Origin of the sequence: Noviherbaspirillum sp., from assembly GCF_035254685.1 — a bacterium.
Lineage (GTDB): Bacteria > Pseudomonadota > Gammaproteobacteria > Burkholderiales > Burkholderiaceae_D > Noviherbaspirillum.
Window position 1 is genome coordinate 246,420 of record NZ_DATFAI010000022.1, and the last position, 17,556, is coordinate 263,975.

A 17,556-nucleotide genomic window follows, 5' to 3' on the forward strand; every position below is an offset into this window, starting at 1 on the left:
GCGGCGCCTACGCAGCCGAAGACTGCGCCCGCACTCTGTCATCCTCACCTTCCGCCAGCATCTGCGGCGCCACCATCGGCAGCGTCAGCACGAATTCGCTGCCCGCGCCCACCTCGCTCTGCACCCGGATCCGCCCGCCCAGCACGCCGGTCACGATGTTGTGTGTGATGTTCAATCCGAGGCCCGAGCCGCCCGCGCCAAGCTTGGTCGTGAAGAACGGATCGAAGATACGGTTCAGGTTGCCGGCGGGGATGCCGATGCCGTTGTCCCGCACCACCAGTTCCAGCCATCCGTCTTCTACCGCAACGCCGGTTACCGAAACGGTGCCGTCCTGGCGGCCTTCGAAACCATGCAGCAGGGCGTTGTTCACAAGGTTGGTGATCACCTGGCCGAGCGGCCCGGGGTAGCTGTCCATCACCAGGGAGTCGGGGATATTCTGCTTCACGATGAACGAGGTCTTCTTGAGCGTCGGCCACATGGTCAGCATGATTTCCGACACCACCTCGGCGACGGAAAATCTGCGACGCTGTGAACTTGTCTGATCGACCGCAACCTGCTTGAAGCTGTTCACGAGGTTGGCGGCACGTTGCAGGTTGCGCACCAGGATATCGCTCGCCTTGGCGGCATCGCTGATATAGCCCTCCAGTATGGAACGCTTCAGGCCATTTTCCTGATAGGTCGCACTCAATGCGTGAGTCTGGTTTGCCAGAGTGCTGGCCACCATCATGCTGTTGCCGATCGGCGTATTCAGTTCGTGCGCAATGCCCGCAACAAGCGAGCCGAGCGCGGCCAGCTTCTCGCTGCGCACCAGCTCTTCCTGTGCCTTGTTCAGCGTGTCCAGCGTGTACGCAAGTTCCTCGTTTGCCTGCTGCAGCGCCTCGGTACGCTCGATCACGCGCTGTTCCAGCGTGGCGTTCAGTTCGCGGATCTGGTTTTCGACACGGCGCTTGTCGGTCACGTCGACACAGGCGAGGATGCCGAACTTGTCGCCACCCAGAAAAAACGTGTGGCCGGAAAGCCGTACCAGCACCTTGCTGCCGTCGCCGCGAGTCATCCAGATGTCACGGCCGCTGTCCGTGGCGCCTGTTTCCTTCATTTCCGTGATGAGCAATGCACGGTCCGCGGTGTCGCAGTACAGACCAACTTCTTCGGTATTTCTCCCGATCACCTGTTCACGGTTGCGCAGGAACAGCTTTTCAAATGCCCGGTTGACGTCCTTGACAATGTAGTTGCCGCGTACCTGGGTGACGAGCATGGCGACAGGTGACGACTGGAAGATCGTGGAGAAGCGCAGTTCGCTGCTGCGCAATTCCTCCTCTGCGCGCTTGCGTTCGAGCTCGGCCGAGGCGCGCTCGCTGAAAATCTGTAGCAGCGATTTCACGAGGTCCGGATTGCCCAGCGCTTCAGAATGCATCACCGTCAGCACGCCGACAGCGTTTCCCGCAGCATCGCGCAGAGGAGCACTCGCACAACTCTCCCAGCGGTATTTGGACAGCAGGCCGTTGCCCGGAAAGTCGGCCTGCAGGCCGGCGGCAAAGACGCAGAGATTCCCTTCCAGCGAATATTGCGAGGGTGTTCCGAAGGCGACATAGTCGAAGTTGTCGGCAGTGCTTCCATGGATGTGGGCGGCAATGGTTCGGATCCGGTGCGGCGAATCCGGCATGGTCACGCCGATGAAGGCGCAATCGGTGCGCAGGGCGGACGCGAGGTCCGACACCAGCAATTCGAAGAAGGATTCGCCGGCAAGGTCGCGTGTGTCCTGCGCGAGCCGCAACAGGGCACGGTCGGCTTCCGCCTTTTGCGCCTCCAGCAGGCGCTGGTCGGTCACATCGCGCACGGTGCAGAGGATGTAACGTTCGCTGCCGGCGCTGAAAATCGTGGCATTGGACAGGCATTTGCGCAACTGGCCGCGCTTGTTCTGCATGTCCCACTCGAAGTTGCGCACGATCCTGCCACTTTGGAGGGCACGCAGCAGGGCCACGCGCTGCTTGTGGTCATGCCAGATAGCGAGCTCGACGGTCGTACGACCGATCGTCTCGTCGCGCGTATAGCCGGTGATGGCCTCGAACGTCTGGTTCATTTCGATCAGTTTGCCGTCACGCATGCGCGTGATCGTAATCGAGTCCGGATTGCACTGGAATGCGCCGGCGAATTTTGCTTCCGACAAGGTCAGCGCTTGCTCTCGTTCGTATAGCTCCCGTTCGACATGCTTGCGCTTGTCAATGTCCTGTTCCAGTTCGCGGTTCTTGCGTTCGAGTTCGTCGAACAGCTTGCGCAGGTCGAGGCGCGTCTCTTCCATGCGCTGGCTGAGCATGCCGATTTCATCCAGCCTGCGCCAGGTAAACGGTTCATCGAGCTGCCTGTTGGCCAGTCTGTGGGCACCGGCGCCAAGCTCCTGCAGTGGCCTGACCAGGCGCCGTTCAAGAAGGATCAGGATCAGCACGATCGACAGTGCCACCTGCGCGAGCACGGCGGCCATCGACTCCCACAGGCGTTTCATCATGATGGCTCGCAGGCGGGTGCTGCCGACTTCGATCCTGACAGCGCCGATCGGCTTGCCTTGAAATGCCACCGCTCTTTCCGCCACGGCGGTAAATCCCGTGCGGCGTTCCGGATGTTCCGCCGAGACGAACATGCCAAGATGGTTGCCGCGCACCTCGATGCTAACGATGTCCTCGTTGCGCCGGATCATCGTGGCGACCAGGGCACGTCCGCTTTCCCGGTTGATGTTCCACAGCGGCTCCTGCATGCCGCTGGCAAGGACGTCGGCATTGCGCTCAGAGAGTTCTTTTGTTTGCCTGCGTATGCCGTCGTAATAGCGCTGCAGCCAGGACGATCCGCTGATCAGCATTGTCGGGACGACCAGGCTCACGACGACGGCCAGCACGATGGCGCGTCGCAGTGTCAGGGGGCGCGTCGTCATGATCATGCTTCCTGGGCGCCTGGCATGAAGCCAGGTTCAGCGCCTGCCATTGTCCTGTAGCCAGGCAGCGAGCTGGCTGTCGGTCATCGGTCGTGCGAACAGGAAGCCCTGTGCCAGCGGGCAGCCGAGGCGCGACAGGATGTTTGCCTGGCGTTCGTCTTCCACGCCCTCGGCAATCACGGTGAGTCCGAGGTTATGCCCGAGCTGGATCACCATTTCTGCGATGCTGCTGCCGCGCATGGAGCTGGTGATTTCCTTGACGAAGCTGCGGTCGATCTTGATCCGGTCGGCACGCAGCCGTTGCAGGTAGCTCAGTGAGGAGAATCCGGTACCGAAGTCATCGATGGCGATACTCATGCCGATCCGCTTGATCTGGTCGAGCAGTTCGATCAACACATCCGGCTCTTCCATGGCAATCGATTCGGTGATCTCCAGTTCGATACGGGAAGGTGGCGCCCCGGTCGCGTCAAGCGCCGCACGCAGCATCTCGAGAAAATGCGGATGACGGAATTGCACTTGCGACACGTTGATCGACATCGTGAAATCACGGTAGCCCAGCTCCTGCAGGCGCACCAGCTCGCGACACGCTTCACGCATCACGTACTCACCGATATCGATGATCAGTCCCGAGTGTTCGGCAATCGGGATGAATCGGTCCGGAGGAATGAGGGTGCCATCCGGCGTTCTCCAGCGCAGCAGAGCCTCGGCACCAACTGCTTTCTTCGTCACGAGGTCGATCTGTGGCTGGAATACCAGGAACAGCTCGTTCTGTTCGAAGGCGTTGCGCAAGGCATGCATCATGCGAACGCGTTCGCGGACGTCGACGCCCATGGAGCGCGAAAAATAGAAATGGCCGGCCCGTTGTAGCAGCTTGGCGCGCTTGAGCGCGATATCGGCATCCTTCAGCGCATCGGCGCCCGATCCGTCGTAATCCATCAGGCGCACCAGGCCGACAGTCGCGGAGAGCTGGATTTCATGGCCGTCGATGTTGAAGGGCCGTGCAAATATATCGAGAAGCGCCGCTGGCTTGGCCAATGAGGTATTGCCCAGCACGCCGAACGCGTCGGCGCTGACACGGGCGATCGCCAGCTGCGTGTCCAGTTGCGATTTCAGGCGCGCGGCGACGCCGAGCAACAGCAGGTCGCCGAACTTGTGGCCGAGCGCATCGTTGGTCTCGGCGAAATGATCGATGTCCACCAGCGCGAGCGTGATGTCCTTGCGCGGCATCTCCGCGAGCACTTCCTCGACCAGTTCCTTCAGGCGGGTGCGGTTTGGCAGCTGCGTGAGGGTGTCGTAGTAAGCGAAGTCGTACAGGCGGTGCAGCAGCAGGACATTGTCGAGGCCCACAGCGATGTTTCGGCAGAAAACATCCAGCAGGCTCTGATCGATTTCATTGAGCGTCCGAGGGGTAGTGAAGTATGCAGTGAAGTGACGATTCGCGCTCCCGCCGAAATACAGCGTTGCCGAGTCCGCGCCGTAGATATTGCGCCGTTCATCGAGGGATCGCCTCAGGGCATCCTTCACCGACGGATCCGGGAGAATATCTGCCGGGCAGCGCAGTGCGTCGGCATAACGTCCGGATGCAGCGATCGTGAGCATGTCGTCTCGGCGGTTGTCGCGCCGTTCGCGCACGCAGAGCAATCCGTCGGCGTTCATGTCCAGCAGTTTCGCCACCTGGTCGATGATGCCAGCGGCAAAGCTGTCCAACCCGCGCAGAGCCATCAGCTCTGTACTGGCGCGCACGATCCTGTCGAGGCCGCGCCGGCTCGCATTGATCGCACAAATCTGCTCATAAGAACGGATTGCCGCGGTTACCGTGGTATAGAGCTTGATGCGCGTCAGCTCGGATTTCGTCTTGTAGTCGTTGATGTCAAAATCGCGGATCGCCTCGATCTCGGGCGCATAGCCCGGCTGGCCCGTGCGCAGGATGATGCGCACCTCCGTCAGCTGAAGCGATTCGCGGATATGGCGGACGAGCTGCAGGCCGGAGTCATCCAGTTCCATGACGACATCCAGCAGGATTACCGCAATCTCGGGCTGCCTTGCGAGCAGCTCGCGCGCTTGCGCGGCCGAGTAAGCATGCATGAACTCCAGCGGACGCTGCTGCATTTCCAGGTTACTGAGTGCGAACGTGGTGGCGCTGTGCACGTCAGCGTCGTCATCGACGATCATGATACGCCAGACGCTGCTGCCGGACGCACGCAGGGGGCGTTGCGAAGCGGGTGCTTCGTCGAGGAATACGAGGTCGTCGTCCAGCGACGCGCTCGATTTGCTCATCGTCCCCTCCAGATCGTCGGAATGCGTTTTTGAAAACAGTCATCAATTCAGCCGATGACCGTGGTGCATTTCATGTTGGAAGCCTGGCGCATCTGGCGTGGGGCAGGATTGCTCCCCTTCGCAGTGCTTAATTGTTGGTTACTGGATGGTGCACCAGATTTTGCCGATATGCAATCGTCCGCGGGTGCGACATAGTTGCAGGATGCACAACCTGTTGGGGCAGCGGTTGCGTTTTTTGCATGCTATGCAAAATATCCAGCAGATTTTCCGACGCCGGAGGGAAGGGGGGCATGATTAGCGGATCCGACAGGCGATACGCTAGAATCTACCCTTTCCTGATCAACTCAAGACCATCATGTCCGGCAACACCTTTGGCACGCTCTTCACCGTCACCACCTTTGGCGAATCGCACGGACCGGCAATCGGATGCGTCGTCGACGGTTGCCCGCCCGGCATGGAGCTGTCGGAAGCGGATATCCAGCCGGAGCTGGACCGCCGCAAGCCCGGCACATCCCGCCATGTCACGCAACGCCAGGAGCCGGACACCGTCGAGATCCTGTCCGGCGTGTTCGAAGGCAAGACCACCGGCACGCCGATTGCATTGCTGATCCGCAACCAGGACCAGCGCAGCAAGGATTACGGCAATATCATCGATACCTTCCGTCCCGGCCATGCCGACTATACCTACTGGCACAAGTACGGTATCCGTGATCCGCGCGGCGGTGGCCGCTCCTCGGCACGCCTGACCGCGCCGGTGGTAGGTGCGGCCGCCATTGCCAGGAAATGGCTGCACGAGCAATACGGCACGACCTTCAAGGGCTGCATGAGCCAGCTCGGCGAAATCGCGATCGCCTTTGAATCCTGGGATCACGTGCCGAACAATCCCTTTTTTGCAGCCAACGCCACCGTGATTCCGCAGCTGGAGGATTACATGGATCAGTTGCGCAAAGACGGCGATTCCTGCGGTGCCCGCATCGATGTGGTGGCGCAGAACGTTCCAGTCGGACTGGGCGAGCCGATCTACGACAAGCTCGACGCCGACATTGCCTACGCCATGATGGGCATCAATGCGGTCAAGGGCGTCGAAATCGGCGCCGGGTTCAAATCTGTCGCACAGAAGGGTACGGAGCACGGTGACGAGCTGACTCCGAAAGGCTTTGCGTCGAACAATGCGGGCGGCGTCCTTGGCGGTATCTCGACCGGCCAGGACATCACGGTATCGATTGCCATCAAGCCGACCTCCAGCATCCGCACGCCGCGCCGCTCGATCGACACGGCCGGCAATCCCATCAACGTTGAAACTTTCGGCCGGCACGATCCCTGCGTCGGCATTCGCGCCACGCCGATCGCCGAGGCAATGCTCGCGCTGGTACTGATGGATCATGCCTTGCGTCACCGGGCTCAATGCGGCGACGTCCGGGTGAACACTCCGAAGATTCCCGCGCGAATCAAATAACCTGTTGGACGACAACCCGGGCGCGCCCAGCTGCCCGGGAAGCGCGGTGCGCGGTTCGACGCATCCCGGCCATATTTCCCTGCACTGCCACCGGAAGATTTTTCGTGCATCGCTCCTCCTGGCCCAAACAATCCTTCAGTTTTTCCCTGTTCTTTTTCGCCTATTACGGTTACGTCGGCGTCTTTTCTCCGTATGCCAGCCTGTACTTTGCCGACAAGGGCATGACGGCAGCCGAAATCGGCGTGCTGATGTCGCTGATGCAGGTCATGCGGATTTTCGGGCCCAACCTTTGGGGCTGGGTTGCCGATCGTCACCAGCAGCGCGTTGGCGTGCTGCGTATTACCGCGATCGCGGCGGTGGCAGCATTTGGCGGTATGTTCTTCGGCCGCAGCTTCACGCAACTCCTGGTCGTGATGGCGGCCGTGAACCTCTTTACCAGCGCCCAGGGACCGCTGTCCGAGGCGCTGATGCTGTCGGAGATGCGCGGCGACCTGACCCATTACGGACGCCTACGCCTGTGGGGCTCGGTCGGGTTCATCATGACGGTGGCCGTGGCCGGTCCTCTGCTTGACCGTTACGGCATTCGCGTCATGCCATGGATTGCGCTGGCCTTGCTGGTGCTGGTGCTGGCCTCCACGGTCCGCATGCAGGAAACCACCCATGGCGATCTGCACCAGGACATGCCGTCGGTGCTGGCGCTGTTGCGCAGGCGCGAAGTGATCGCGTTCTTCAGCTCGACCTTCCTGATGATTGCTGCCCATGCGGCGCTGTACGTGTTCTATTCCTTGTATCTTGCTCAAATTGGCTACAACAACACGGTGATAGGCTTGATGTGGTCGCTGGGCGTCGTTGTCGAGATCGCCTTCTTCTTTTTCCAGGCGCCGATCTTCCGGCGTTTCGGTATCCGGAAGCTGATGATCGCAAGCTTGCTGATCGCCGTCGTCCGTTTCCTGCTGATCGGCTTCGGTGCGCAGTCGCTGGCCGTGCTGCTGCTGGCGCAAGTGTTGCATGCCGCGACCTTCGGCGTGCACCATTCGGCATCGGTCGCGACGCTGCAGCGCTGGTTCTCCGGGCCGCTGCAGGCTCGCGGCCAGGCGTTGTACACCAGCATTTCCTATGGGCTAGGAGGCACGCTGGGCGGCCTGGTTTTGGGGGGATTGTGGGATACATTCGGCTCGCAAACAGTCTATTTAATGGCAGCAATGTTCGCGCTGGCGGGCGCCGGTGCGGCAACATTGTCGTATCGCTGGCAGTCACATCATCGCGAGGAGAAACATGAAGCCGATCGTCAGTAGCCTGATCATGAGGAGAGTGTTCGTCGCGCTTGCAGTCGTACTGCTTGCAGCCTGCGAGACCGTGCAGACCACGCAGAGCGGTGCCGTCGGCATTACGCGCCCGCAGCATATGATCGTCTCGTCGGAAGCGATCGATGATGCGGCGCGCCAGGAATACACGGCATTGATTGCCGACGAGCGCAAGAAGGGGGAACTCAATCAGAATCCTGCAGAAGTCGCTCGCGTGCGTGCCATCGTCAATCGCCTCATTCCGACGACGGCAGCGTTCCGGCCGGATGCACTGAAGTGGAACTGGGAAGTGAACGTGATCAAATCGCCCGAGGTGAATGCGTGGTGCATGCCGGGCGGAAAAATTGCGGTATACACCGGCCTGATCGAAAAGCTTCACCTCACGGATGACGAACTCGCCGCCGTGCTGGGACATGAAATGGCGCACGCCTTGCGCGAACATGCGCGCGAAAGGGCTTCGGAACAGGCGGTTGCCAGCACAGCGATCTCCGTCGGCGCGGCAGTGCTTGGTATCGGCGACCTGGGGCAAAAGACGGCGGAATACGCGTACATGGGCCTGCTGGGCCTGCCGAATTCGCGTCGCCATGAAACCGAAGCAGACCGTATCGGTGTCGAACTCGCGGCGCGCGCCGGCTACGACCCACGAGCGGCGATTTCGCTCTGGCAAAAAATGGAGCAAGTCGGCAGTCCCGAAACCATCAAGTTCCTGTCCACCCACCCGCCGCGCGAAGAGCGTCTTGCCGATCTGACCAATTATTCGGCGCGCGTCATGCCCTTGTACGAGCAGGCCAAAAAGCAGCATTGATCGCCGCTGCGATTGCAAAAGAATCAATAAAACGCCCGCATTGCTGTCTGCGGGCGTTTTTCAATGGTGCGCGCGGCGCGGCGGCGCGGTATTGCGTCGCACAACTATGGCATAATCGAGAACTATTTTCACCGTATTGCGCCGCACAGCGCACATTTTTTGGCACGTTTTGAAACATGGCTCAAACGCTTTACGACAAACTCTGGGAATCGCACGTCGTTCATACCGAAGAAGATGGCACCTCCATCCTCTATATCGACCGGCACCTGCTGCATGAAGTCACCAGCCCGCAGGCATTCGAAGGCCTGAAGCTGGCCGGCCGCAAGCCGTGGCGCGTCTCCGCCAACCTGGTCGTGGCCGACCATAACGTGCCAACGACGGATCGCGCCAACGGCATCGCCGACCCGGTGTCCCGCCTGCAGGTTGAAACCCTGGATGCCAATGCGAGCGAATACGGCCTGACCTATTTCGGCATGCGCGACAAGCGCCAGGGTATCGTGCATGTGATCGGGCCGGAACAGGGGGCAACCCTGCCCGGCATGACCGTTGTCTGCGGCGATTCGCACACCTCCACGCACGGCGCGTTTGGCTGTCTCGCGCATGGCATCGGCACTTCCGAAGTGGAACACGTACTGGCAACCCAGACGCTGCTCGCGCGCAAGTCCAAATCCATGCTGGTGCAGGTCGACGGCACGTTGCCTTTCGGCGTCACTGCGAAGGATATCGTGCTGGCCATAATCGGCAAGATCGGCACGGCAGGCGGCACCGGCTATGCGATCGAGTTCGCTGGTTCCACCATCCGCGGACTGTCGATGGAAGGCCGCATGACGATTTGCAATATGGCGATCGAAGCAGGCGCACGCGCCGGCATGGTCGGCGTCGACGACACCACGATCAACTACGTGAAGGGACGGCCATTCTCCCCGGTCGGCCCGCACTGGGACCGTGCCGTCGAGTACTGGCGCACCCTGCATTCGGACGCGGGTGCGAAGTTCGACATGGTCGTCACACTGAACGCCGCCGAGATCAAGCCGCAAGTAACATGGGGTACCTCGCCTGAAATGGTGGTGCCTGTTGACGATCGCGTGCCCGATCCCGACAAGGAAAAGGATTCCGTCAAGCGCGATGCGATGGAAAAGGCATTGGTTTACATGGGCCTGAAGCCGAATACCGCAATCTCCGACATCCGCATCGACAAGGTCTTCATCGGCTCCTGCACCAATTCCCGCATTGAAGACCTGCGTGCCGCCGCCGCCGTCGTGCGCGGCAAGTACCGCGCTTCCAACGTCAAGCTGGCGATGGTGGTGCCGGGCTCCGGCCTCGTCAAGGAGCAGGCCGAGCGCGAAGGACTCGACAGGATTTTCAAGGATGCCGGATTCGAATGGCGTGAGCCGGGCTGCTCGATGTGCCTGGCGATGAATGCCGACCGGCTGGAGCCGGGTGAGCGCTGCGCGTCGACGTCCAACCGCAACTTTGAAGGTCGCCAGGGACAAGGCGGACGCACCCATCTGGTTTCACCAGCCATGGCTGCGGCAGCCGGCATCGCCGGGCATTTCGTCGACGTGCGCGCATTGCGCTAGCGTTTTTCAGGGAGAGAAAATAATGAAAACACTGTTCGCGCTCATCGTTTCCTCGCTTGTCCTCATGGGTTGCAACACCGTACAGGGCATCGGCAAGGATGTGAAGAAGGCTGGCGAAGTCGTCGAGAACGCAGCGAAAAAGTAATTGAAGTGCAGCCGCCCGCGAAAGACGGGCGGTTATTGAGATCAGGATCATGGATAAATTTACCGTACACGATGGCTTGGTCGCGCCGCTGGATCGCGCGAATGTCGATACCGACGCCATCATCCCGAAGCAGTTTCTGAAGTCGATCAAGCGCACCGGTTTCGGCCCCAACCTGTTCGACGAATGGCGTTATCTCGATCACGGCGAACCGGGCATGGATAACGAGAAGCGCCCGAAAAATCCGGACTTCGTGCTGAACCAGTCGCGCTACCAGGGTGCATCAATCCTGCTGGCGCGCAAGAATTTCGGCTGCGGCTCATCACGCGAGCACGCGCCCTGGGCGTTGCAGCAATACGGCTTCCGCGCGGTCATTGCACCGAGCTTCGCTGATATCTTTTTCAACAACTGCTTCAAGAACGGCGTGCTGCCGATCGTGCTGTCGGAAGCCCAGGTCGACCAGCTGTTCAATGAAGTGAAGGCGTTCCCCGGCTATCGCCTGGTGATCGACCTCGACAAGCAGGTTGTGTCCACCAGCAACGGCAGCGCGACCTTCCCGTTCGAAGTCGACGCGTTCCGCAAGTTTTGTCTGCTGAACGGACTGGACGACATCGGCCTCACGCTGCGCCATGCCGACAAGATCCGGGCCTTCGAAGAGCGGCACGTCGCGACGCAGCCCTGGCTCGCCAACACGATTTAATCTTGTTAAACCAGAAGACCAAATGAAAATCGCAATTCTGCCGGGCGACGGCATCGGCCCCGAAATCACCGAACAAGCAGTGCGGGTGCTGAGCGCGCTTGACGAAAAGTTTGAAATGGAAACCGTCCCGGTCGGCGGCGCGGGCTACGAAGCACACGGCCACCCGCTGCCGGAAGGCACGCTGAAGCTGGCCAAGGAGGCGGATGCCATCCTGTTCGGCGCGGTCGGCGATTGGAAATACGACAAGCTGGAACGCAGCCTGCGTCCCGAACAGGCGATCCTCGGCCTGCGCAAGAACCTGGGTCTGTTTGCCAATCTGCGCCCGGCGATCCTGTATCCGGAACTGGCAGGCGCGTCCACGCTCAAACCGGAGGTGGTGTCGGGCCTGGATATCTTGATCATTCGCGAACTGACCGGCGACATTTACTTCGGCCAGCCGCGCGGCGTGCGCGAATGCCCGGACGGCCCGTTCAAGGGCGCGCGTGAAGGTTTCGATACCATGCGTTATGCCGAGCCGGAAATCCGTCGCATCGCGCATGTCGCCTTCCAGGCCGCGCGCAAGCGCAGCAAGCGCCTGACCAGCGTCGACAAGGCCAACGTGCTGGAAACCTTCCAGTTCTGGAAGGACATCGTGACCGACGTCCACAAGGAATACCCGGATGTCGCACTCGAGCACATGTATGTCGACAACGCCGCGATGCAGCTGGTGCGCGCGCCGAAGAAATTTGACGTCATCGTGACCGGCAACATGTTCGGCGACATCCTGTCGGACGAGGCTTCCATGCTGACCGGCTCGATCGGCATGCTGCCGTCTGCGTCGCTGGATGCGAACAACAAGGGCTTGTACGAGCCGTCGCACGGCTCCGCGCCGGATATCGCGGGCAAGGGCATTGCCAATCCGCTGGCGACCATCCTGTCCGCCGCCATGATGCTGCGTTACTCGCTCAACAAGGCAGAGCAGGCGGATCGCGTGGAAGCTGCTGTGAAAAAGGTCTTGTCGCAGGGCCTGCGTACGCCGGATATCTTTGAGGAAGGCACGACGAAGGTCGGGACGAAGGAAATGGGCGATGCCGTCGTGAAGGCGTTAGCCGCGTAATCAGTTTTGAAGTGTACCTGAGGGAGAAAATCGTGAAGTTAGTCGGTCTGGTGGGTTGGCGTGGTATGGTGGGCTCGGTCCTGATGCAGCGCATGCAGGAAGAGGGCGATTTCGCTCATATCGAGCCGGTGTTCTTTTCGACATCGAATGCAGGCGGCAAAGCGCCGGCAATGGCGAAAAACGAAACCACGCTGAAAGACGCCAACAATATTGATGAGCTCAAGAAGTGCGACATCATTATTACCTGCCAGGGCGGCGACTACACGACGGAAATCTTCCCGCAGTTGCGCGCCGCGGGATGGAACGGCTACTGGATCGATGCAGCCTCCACGCTGCGCATGAAGGATGACGCCATCATCGTCCTCGACCCGGTCAACCTCGATGTCATCAAGGCTGCGCTGCGTCGCGGCGTGAAGAACTACATCGGTGGCAACTGCACGGTATCCTGCATGCTGGTGGGACTGGGCGGGTTGTTCCAGCACGATCTCGTCGAATGGATGACGTCGATGACCTATCAGGCGGCATCGGGCGGCGGCGCGCAGCACATGCGCGAATTGCTGACGCAGTTCGGTTCCATCAACGCCGAAGTCAAGTCCTTGCTCGACGATCCGGCTTCCGCGATCCTTGAAATTGACCGCAAGGTCCTCGCCAAGCAGCACGCGCTGACGGCCGACGAAACCAAACAGTTCGGTGTGCCGTTGGCCGGCAACCTGATTCCCTGGATCGACAAGGACCTCGGCAACGGCGTGTCGCGCGAAGAATGGAAGGGCGGCGCCGAAACCAACAAGATCCTCGGCCGCGGCCCGGCCTTCGGCGCGACCGCGAAGGCAGCGGTGCCGGTTGACGGCCTGTGCGTGCGCATCGGTGCGATGCGCTGCCACTCCCAAGCTCTGACCATCAAACTGAAAAAGGATGTTCCGCTGGATGAGATCGAAGGCATTATCGCCGCCACCAACCAGTGGGCCAAGGTCGTGCCGAACACGCGCGAGGCATCGATGAAAGATCTGACGCCGGCGGCAGTCACCGGCAGCCTGACCATTCCGGTCGGCCGCCTGCGCAAGATGCAGATGGGCGGGGAATACCTGTCGGCGTTCACGGTGGGCGACCAGTTGCTGTGGGGCGCCGCGGAACCGCTGCGCCGCATGCTGCGCATCGTGCTGGAAGACTGAGGCGACTGAAGCGTTAAACAAGGCTGGGGCCTGCCGGTGGTTGGTTCGTTGAACCGACAGCCGGCAGGCCCCAGTCACGTTGTCAATCCACAACAGTGTTATGGCTTCTTTCCTCTGCTATTCGTGTATATGCTGGCGCTGGACGGACTGTCGGTTTGGCGCCAGTTAGCAAGTTAGTTACACTTGCGTGCCTAAGTCCATGATGATATGGTGAAAGTTCCCTCGTTCAATGTTAAATTGGCGCGGTGATTGTGCTCACTTCAGATACACAAACGGAATGCCCCTTATGCCATCCAACATGCATTCAACCAAGTGCCCGGCCTCCGGCACGTTCCACTTGAAGACAATCAGTGCCGCGATCGCGACTGCACTGCTGTTTTCAAATGCGTCCGCCGCAGGCTTGGGAAAGCTGGCAGTCTTGTCGTCCCTCGGGCAACCTTTGCGGGCAGAGATCGAACTCACTTCCGTTTCGAAAGACGAAGTAGGCGCATTGGCTGCGAAACTGGCCTCGGGTGAAGCCTTCCGCCAGGCCAACATTGACTACAACCCGGCATTGATGTCCTTGCGGTTTTCGGTCGAGCAGCGGGGTGACCGACAGTTTGTTCGCGTCACTTCGGCACAACCCCTGAATGAACCATTTGTCGATATGCTGCTGGAATTGGCCGGCCCGAATGGCCGGTTGATTCGCGAATACACCTTCCTGCTGGATCCTCCCGACCTGCGCACTGCGCAGTCGGCACAGGTCGCACCCACCTCGAGCGCCGCCAAGGCGCCGCAACCAGCGCCTCAATACGAATCTGCTCCCCAGGCAGTCCCCGCACCTGGCGCGAAAGCGCAAGTAGAAGCCGCGCCGAAGGCGAGGCCTGCACCCCGGCGTGCTGCCGAAGCGGGAGGCGAAGCGCCTGGGGGCGAGTACCGCGTGCGCAACGGCGATACCCTGGCAGGAATTGCCGGTCAGGTGAAAGCAGGCGGCGTATCGCTAGACCAGATGCTGGTGGCGCTCTACCAGCAGAATCCGAAAGCATTTATCGGCCAGAACATGAACCGCCTCAAGGCGGGGCAGATCCTGACCGTGCCCAGCGCTGAGACCGCACGCAACATCAGCAACGCGGAAGCGCGTGGCATCGTCGTCGCCCAGGCCGCGGACTTCAATAATTACCGCAGCAGGCTGGCTGGCCAGGTGGCGAAATCAACTGCGCCGAAGTCGGCCGAAGCCAGGCAGAGCGCCGGTGGAAAGATTACCGCCAAGGTTGAAGAGAAGCCGACACCAGCCACCGAATCGAAGGACAAGCTGAAATTGTCCAATGCGACGGCGGCGCCGGGCGCGAATGCCGGCAAGCCCGCAACCGCACCGACCGCCGAGGACAAGATCGCGAAGGACAAGGCAGTCGCTGAGGCGAATTCGCGGGTGAAGGAGCTGGAAAAGAACGTCACGGAGCTGCAGAAGCTGCTTGAAGTCAAGAACAAGACCTTGGCGGAACAGCAGAAGCAGGCAAGCGCCGCGAAGGAAGATAACAAGCCGGAGCCTGCGTCAGCATCAGCACCGGCGCCGGCACCGGCCGCAGCGCCGGCGCCGGCAGCTGCAGATCAGCCAAAGACTGAAAAACCCGCAACGACCGCACCGACTGCATCAGCACCTCCGAAACCTGTCGCAAAACCAAAACCCATTGCGCCGCCACCTCCGCCGCCCGAGCCCGGTTTCTTCGACAGCCTCATGGATAACCCGTTTGCGCTGCCCGGCGTTGGCGCGCTGCTCGTCGCCCTGGGTGCCCTCGGTATTTACCGTGCGCGCCGCCAGAAGCAGAACAAGCCGTTCGAAGACAGCATCATCACCGATTCGAGCCTGAAGGCGAACTCGCTGTTCGGCTCGACCGGCGGCCAGAGCGTGGACACAAACAATAGCGTGTTCAATTCCAGCTTCTCTCCTTCCGCCAGCCAGATCGACAGCAACGAAGTCGATCCGGTGGCCGAGGCCGATGTGTACATCGCGTACGGGCGTGATGCACAGGCAGAGGAAATCCTGAAGGAAGCCCTGCGCACACAACCTGATCGCCACGCTGTACGCGTGAAGCTGCTGGAGATTTATTCGAATCGCAAGGACCTGCGCGCATTCGAAGTGCTGGCTACCGAGTTGTACGGTCTGACCAAGGGGCAGGGCGACGAATGGGCGCAAGCCGCCGCGATGGGACTCGCCATTGATCCGAACAACCCGCTGTATGCAAGCGGCAAGGAAAAGGGCGCGTCCGACATCTTGGTTGCGCCGACCCAGCCGCTGGATGAGCAGGGCCTGGCAACGCTGCTGTCGTCGCAGTCCGATGTGTCGCTGACGGACAACGAACCACTCGAGGGCGACACCGAATATTTCAGCAACACGGCTCTCGCAACCGAGAAGCCGATGGAGCCGGCACCGGAGGCGCAAGAGGAGCCGGAGCACAAGCCCTCGTCGAATGACTTGGAGTTCGACCTGGATGGCCTGAGCCCGGATGACGTCGAGGTGCCGAACACCATGCCGCGTCCCGCACCCGTGGAACCTTCACCCGAAATGGCGTCGATCGATTTCGACTTCCTCGATGAGCCGAAGATCGACGCGCCCGAGCAGACACCCGAGCCTGTCGCCGAGACTACGCCCGAGCCGGAAATGGCTGTGCCCGAGGAACCGGAGGTCGAGCCTCTGCCGCCAGTCGCCGATCTCGAATTCAAGCTGGAAGACCCCGCGCCGATCCAGGAGCCGATTCCGGATATTTCCCTCGACATGGACACGCCGCCCACCGACGTGCCTCCGCTGGAGATGGAAATTCCGGCCATTGACGACATCCCCGCACCCGCTTCGATGGAAGCAAAGCAGGAAACGAATGAGCCAATGGATTTCGATCTGTCCGCCATCAGCCTCGAGCTGAATCCCTCCGAGTCGAACGAAAGCCCGGATCTTGCGCTCGAATCGGAAGTGTCGCTCGACGACAGCGCCAGTACTGCCGAGATGGCGACCAAGCTCGACCTGGCGATTGCGTACCAGGAAATCGGCGACAAGGAAGGCGCGCGCGAATTGCTGGATGAAGTGCTCAAGGGCGGTACGCCGGAGCAAAGCGAGAAAGCGAAGTCCTTGCTGCTCGAACTCGCATAAGTGGCGGCTTTGCCAGCGACGGGCGCAGCGTGATGCTTGCGCCCGTTTTGTTTTTTAATGTTTTCGGTCAGGAGTGGAATTGAAGCGCATCGTCCTCGGCGTTCAGTATGACGGCAAGTCATGGCATGGCTGGCAGACACAGCCGACGGGGAATACCGTGCAGGATACGCTGGAAGCTGCGATGGAGCGCTTTGCGCTGGCCAGGCTTGCGACGACCTGCGCGGGCCGAACGGATGCCGGTGTGCATGCACTTGAGCAGGTTGTGCATTTCGATACGGACCTGGACCGTGAGATGTTTTCCTGGGTGCGCGGTGTAAATGCTTTCCTGCCTCCATCCATCGCGGTGCGCTGGGCTTGTGAAGTCCAGCATGAGCCTCAGGATGAATTCCATGCACGTTTCAGTGCGACGGCACGCACCTATCACTACGTCGTCTACAACCACCCGGTGCGATCGCCACTGCTCGCGGGCAAGGCTGGTTGGGTTTTCCGGCCGCTGGATGTCGAACCGATGCGCCTTGCTGCCCGTTTTCTTATCGGAACGCATGATTTTTCTGCATTCCGGGCGGCGGAATGCCAGGCAAAGTCACCGGTAAAGACCATGCAGGAGATTCGCATCGAGCGGCGCGGCGACATCATTATGTTTACGCTGACCGCCAGCGCATTCCTGCATCACATGGTCCGCAATATCGTGGGCTCGCTGATCGTGATCGGCAATGGCAACCAGCCGCCGCAGTGGCTTTCGGAAATCCTGGAAGCCCGTGATCGCAGCCGCGCGGCGCCGACCTTCATGCCCGACGGCCTGTATCTTGCAAAAATCACCTATGACGCCAGGTGGCGCCTGCCGCAGGAAAGCGTCAATCCATTACCGTGGGCCTGATGATCCCTCATACCTCAATTTTCGGTTTCAGTCGAAAATTCGACGGCGATTGCCCTGACATGAACGGTAAATCGAGGGACGATGGGCCACCGGGGTGCCTGGAGGC

Annotated in this window: 12 protein-coding genes; 10 read left to right on the top strand and 2 right to left on the bottom strand. The window is 60.6% G+C overall.

What is annotated here, in order from left to right; genetic code table 11:
• Positions 1-7: 7 nt before the first annotated feature.
• Both VJ698_RS09110 and VJ698_RS09115 read right to left on the bottom strand, forming a co-directional pair.
• Complete coding sequence (locus VJ698_RS09110; RefSeq protein ID WP_324102423.1) at positions 8-2,923, bottom strand: PAS domain S-box protein; 2,916 nt, start codon at positions 2,921-2,923, stop codon at positions 8-10.
• A gap of 36 nt (positions 2,924-2,959) precedes the next feature.
• Positions 2,960-5,200, bottom strand: a complete 2,241-nt coding sequence (locus VJ698_RS09115) for a putative bifunctional diguanylate cyclase/phosphodiesterase (RefSeq protein WP_324102424.1) — start codon at positions 5,198-5,200, stop codon at positions 2,960-2,962.
• A gap of 355 nt (positions 5,201-5,555) precedes the next feature.
• Between VJ698_RS09115 and aroC the strand changes: the two genes are divergently transcribed.
• From aroC to truA, 10 genes are all read left to right on the top strand, one after another.
• Positions 5,556-6,656 (top strand): chorismate synthase, encoded by a 1,101-nt coding sequence (aroC, locus tag VJ698_RS09120; protein WP_324102425.1) that lies wholly within the window; start codon positions 5,556-5,558, stop codon positions 6,654-6,656.
• 104 nt (positions 6,657-6,760) lie between these two features.
• On the top strand, positions 6,761-7,951 hold the full coding sequence (locus VJ698_RS09125; RefSeq protein WP_324102426.1) for an MFS transporter: 1,191 nt from the start codon (positions 6,761-6,763) through the stop codon (positions 7,949-7,951).
• Positions 7,932-8,765: a M48 family metallopeptidase gene (locus VJ698_RS09130; protein ID WP_324102427.1), complete on the top strand. Its 834-nt coding sequence runs from the start codon at positions 7,932-7,934 to the stop codon at positions 8,763-8,765. The genes VJ698_RS09125 and VJ698_RS09130 overlap by 20 nt, the downstream gene beginning before the upstream one ends.
• 176 nt (positions 8,766-8,941) lie before the next feature.
• Positions 8,942-10,345: a 3-isopropylmalate dehydratase large subunit gene (gene leuC / locus VJ698_RS09135; protein ID WP_324102428.1), complete on the top strand. Its 1,404-nt coding sequence runs from the start codon at positions 8,942-8,944 to the stop codon at positions 10,343-10,345.
• 22 nt (positions 10,346-10,367) lie between these two features.
• A complete protein-coding gene (locus tag VJ698_RS09140) occupies positions 10,368-10,490 on the top strand; it encodes an entericidin A/B family lipoprotein (protein WP_324102429.1) in 123 nt (40 codons plus the stop codon).
• Between the two features lie 49 nt (positions 10,491-10,539).
• Positions 10,540-11,187 (top strand): 3-isopropylmalate dehydratase small subunit, encoded by a 648-nt coding sequence (gene leuD, locus VJ698_RS09145; protein ID WP_324102430.1) that lies wholly within the window; start codon positions 10,540-10,542, stop codon positions 11,185-11,187.
• 22 nt (positions 11,188-11,209) lie between these two features.
• Positions 11,210-12,283 carry a 3-isopropylmalate dehydrogenase gene (gene leuB / locus VJ698_RS09150; RefSeq protein ID WP_324102431.1) on the top strand — a complete coding sequence of 358 codons (1,074 nt, stop codon included), beginning with the start codon at positions 11,210-11,212 and terminating at the stop codon, positions 12,281-12,283.
• 32 nt (positions 12,284-12,315) lie between these two features.
• Entirely contained in the window at positions 12,316-13,452 is a 1,137-nt protein-coding gene (asd, locus tag VJ698_RS09155; protein ID WP_324102432.1) for an aspartate-semialdehyde dehydrogenase, read from the top strand.
• 298 nt (positions 13,453-13,750) lie between these two features.
• A complete protein-coding gene (locus VJ698_RS09160; protein ID WP_324102433.1) occupies positions 13,751-16,573 on the top strand; it encodes a FimV/HubP family polar landmark protein in 2,823 nt (940 codons plus the stop codon).
• A gap of 79 nt (positions 16,574-16,652) precedes the next feature.
• Positions 16,653-17,450: a tRNA pseudouridine(38-40) synthase TruA gene (truA, locus tag VJ698_RS09165; protein ID WP_324102434.1), complete on the top strand. Its 798-nt coding sequence runs from the start codon at positions 16,653-16,655 to the stop codon at positions 17,448-17,450.
• Positions 17,451-17,556 lie beyond the last annotated feature (106 nt).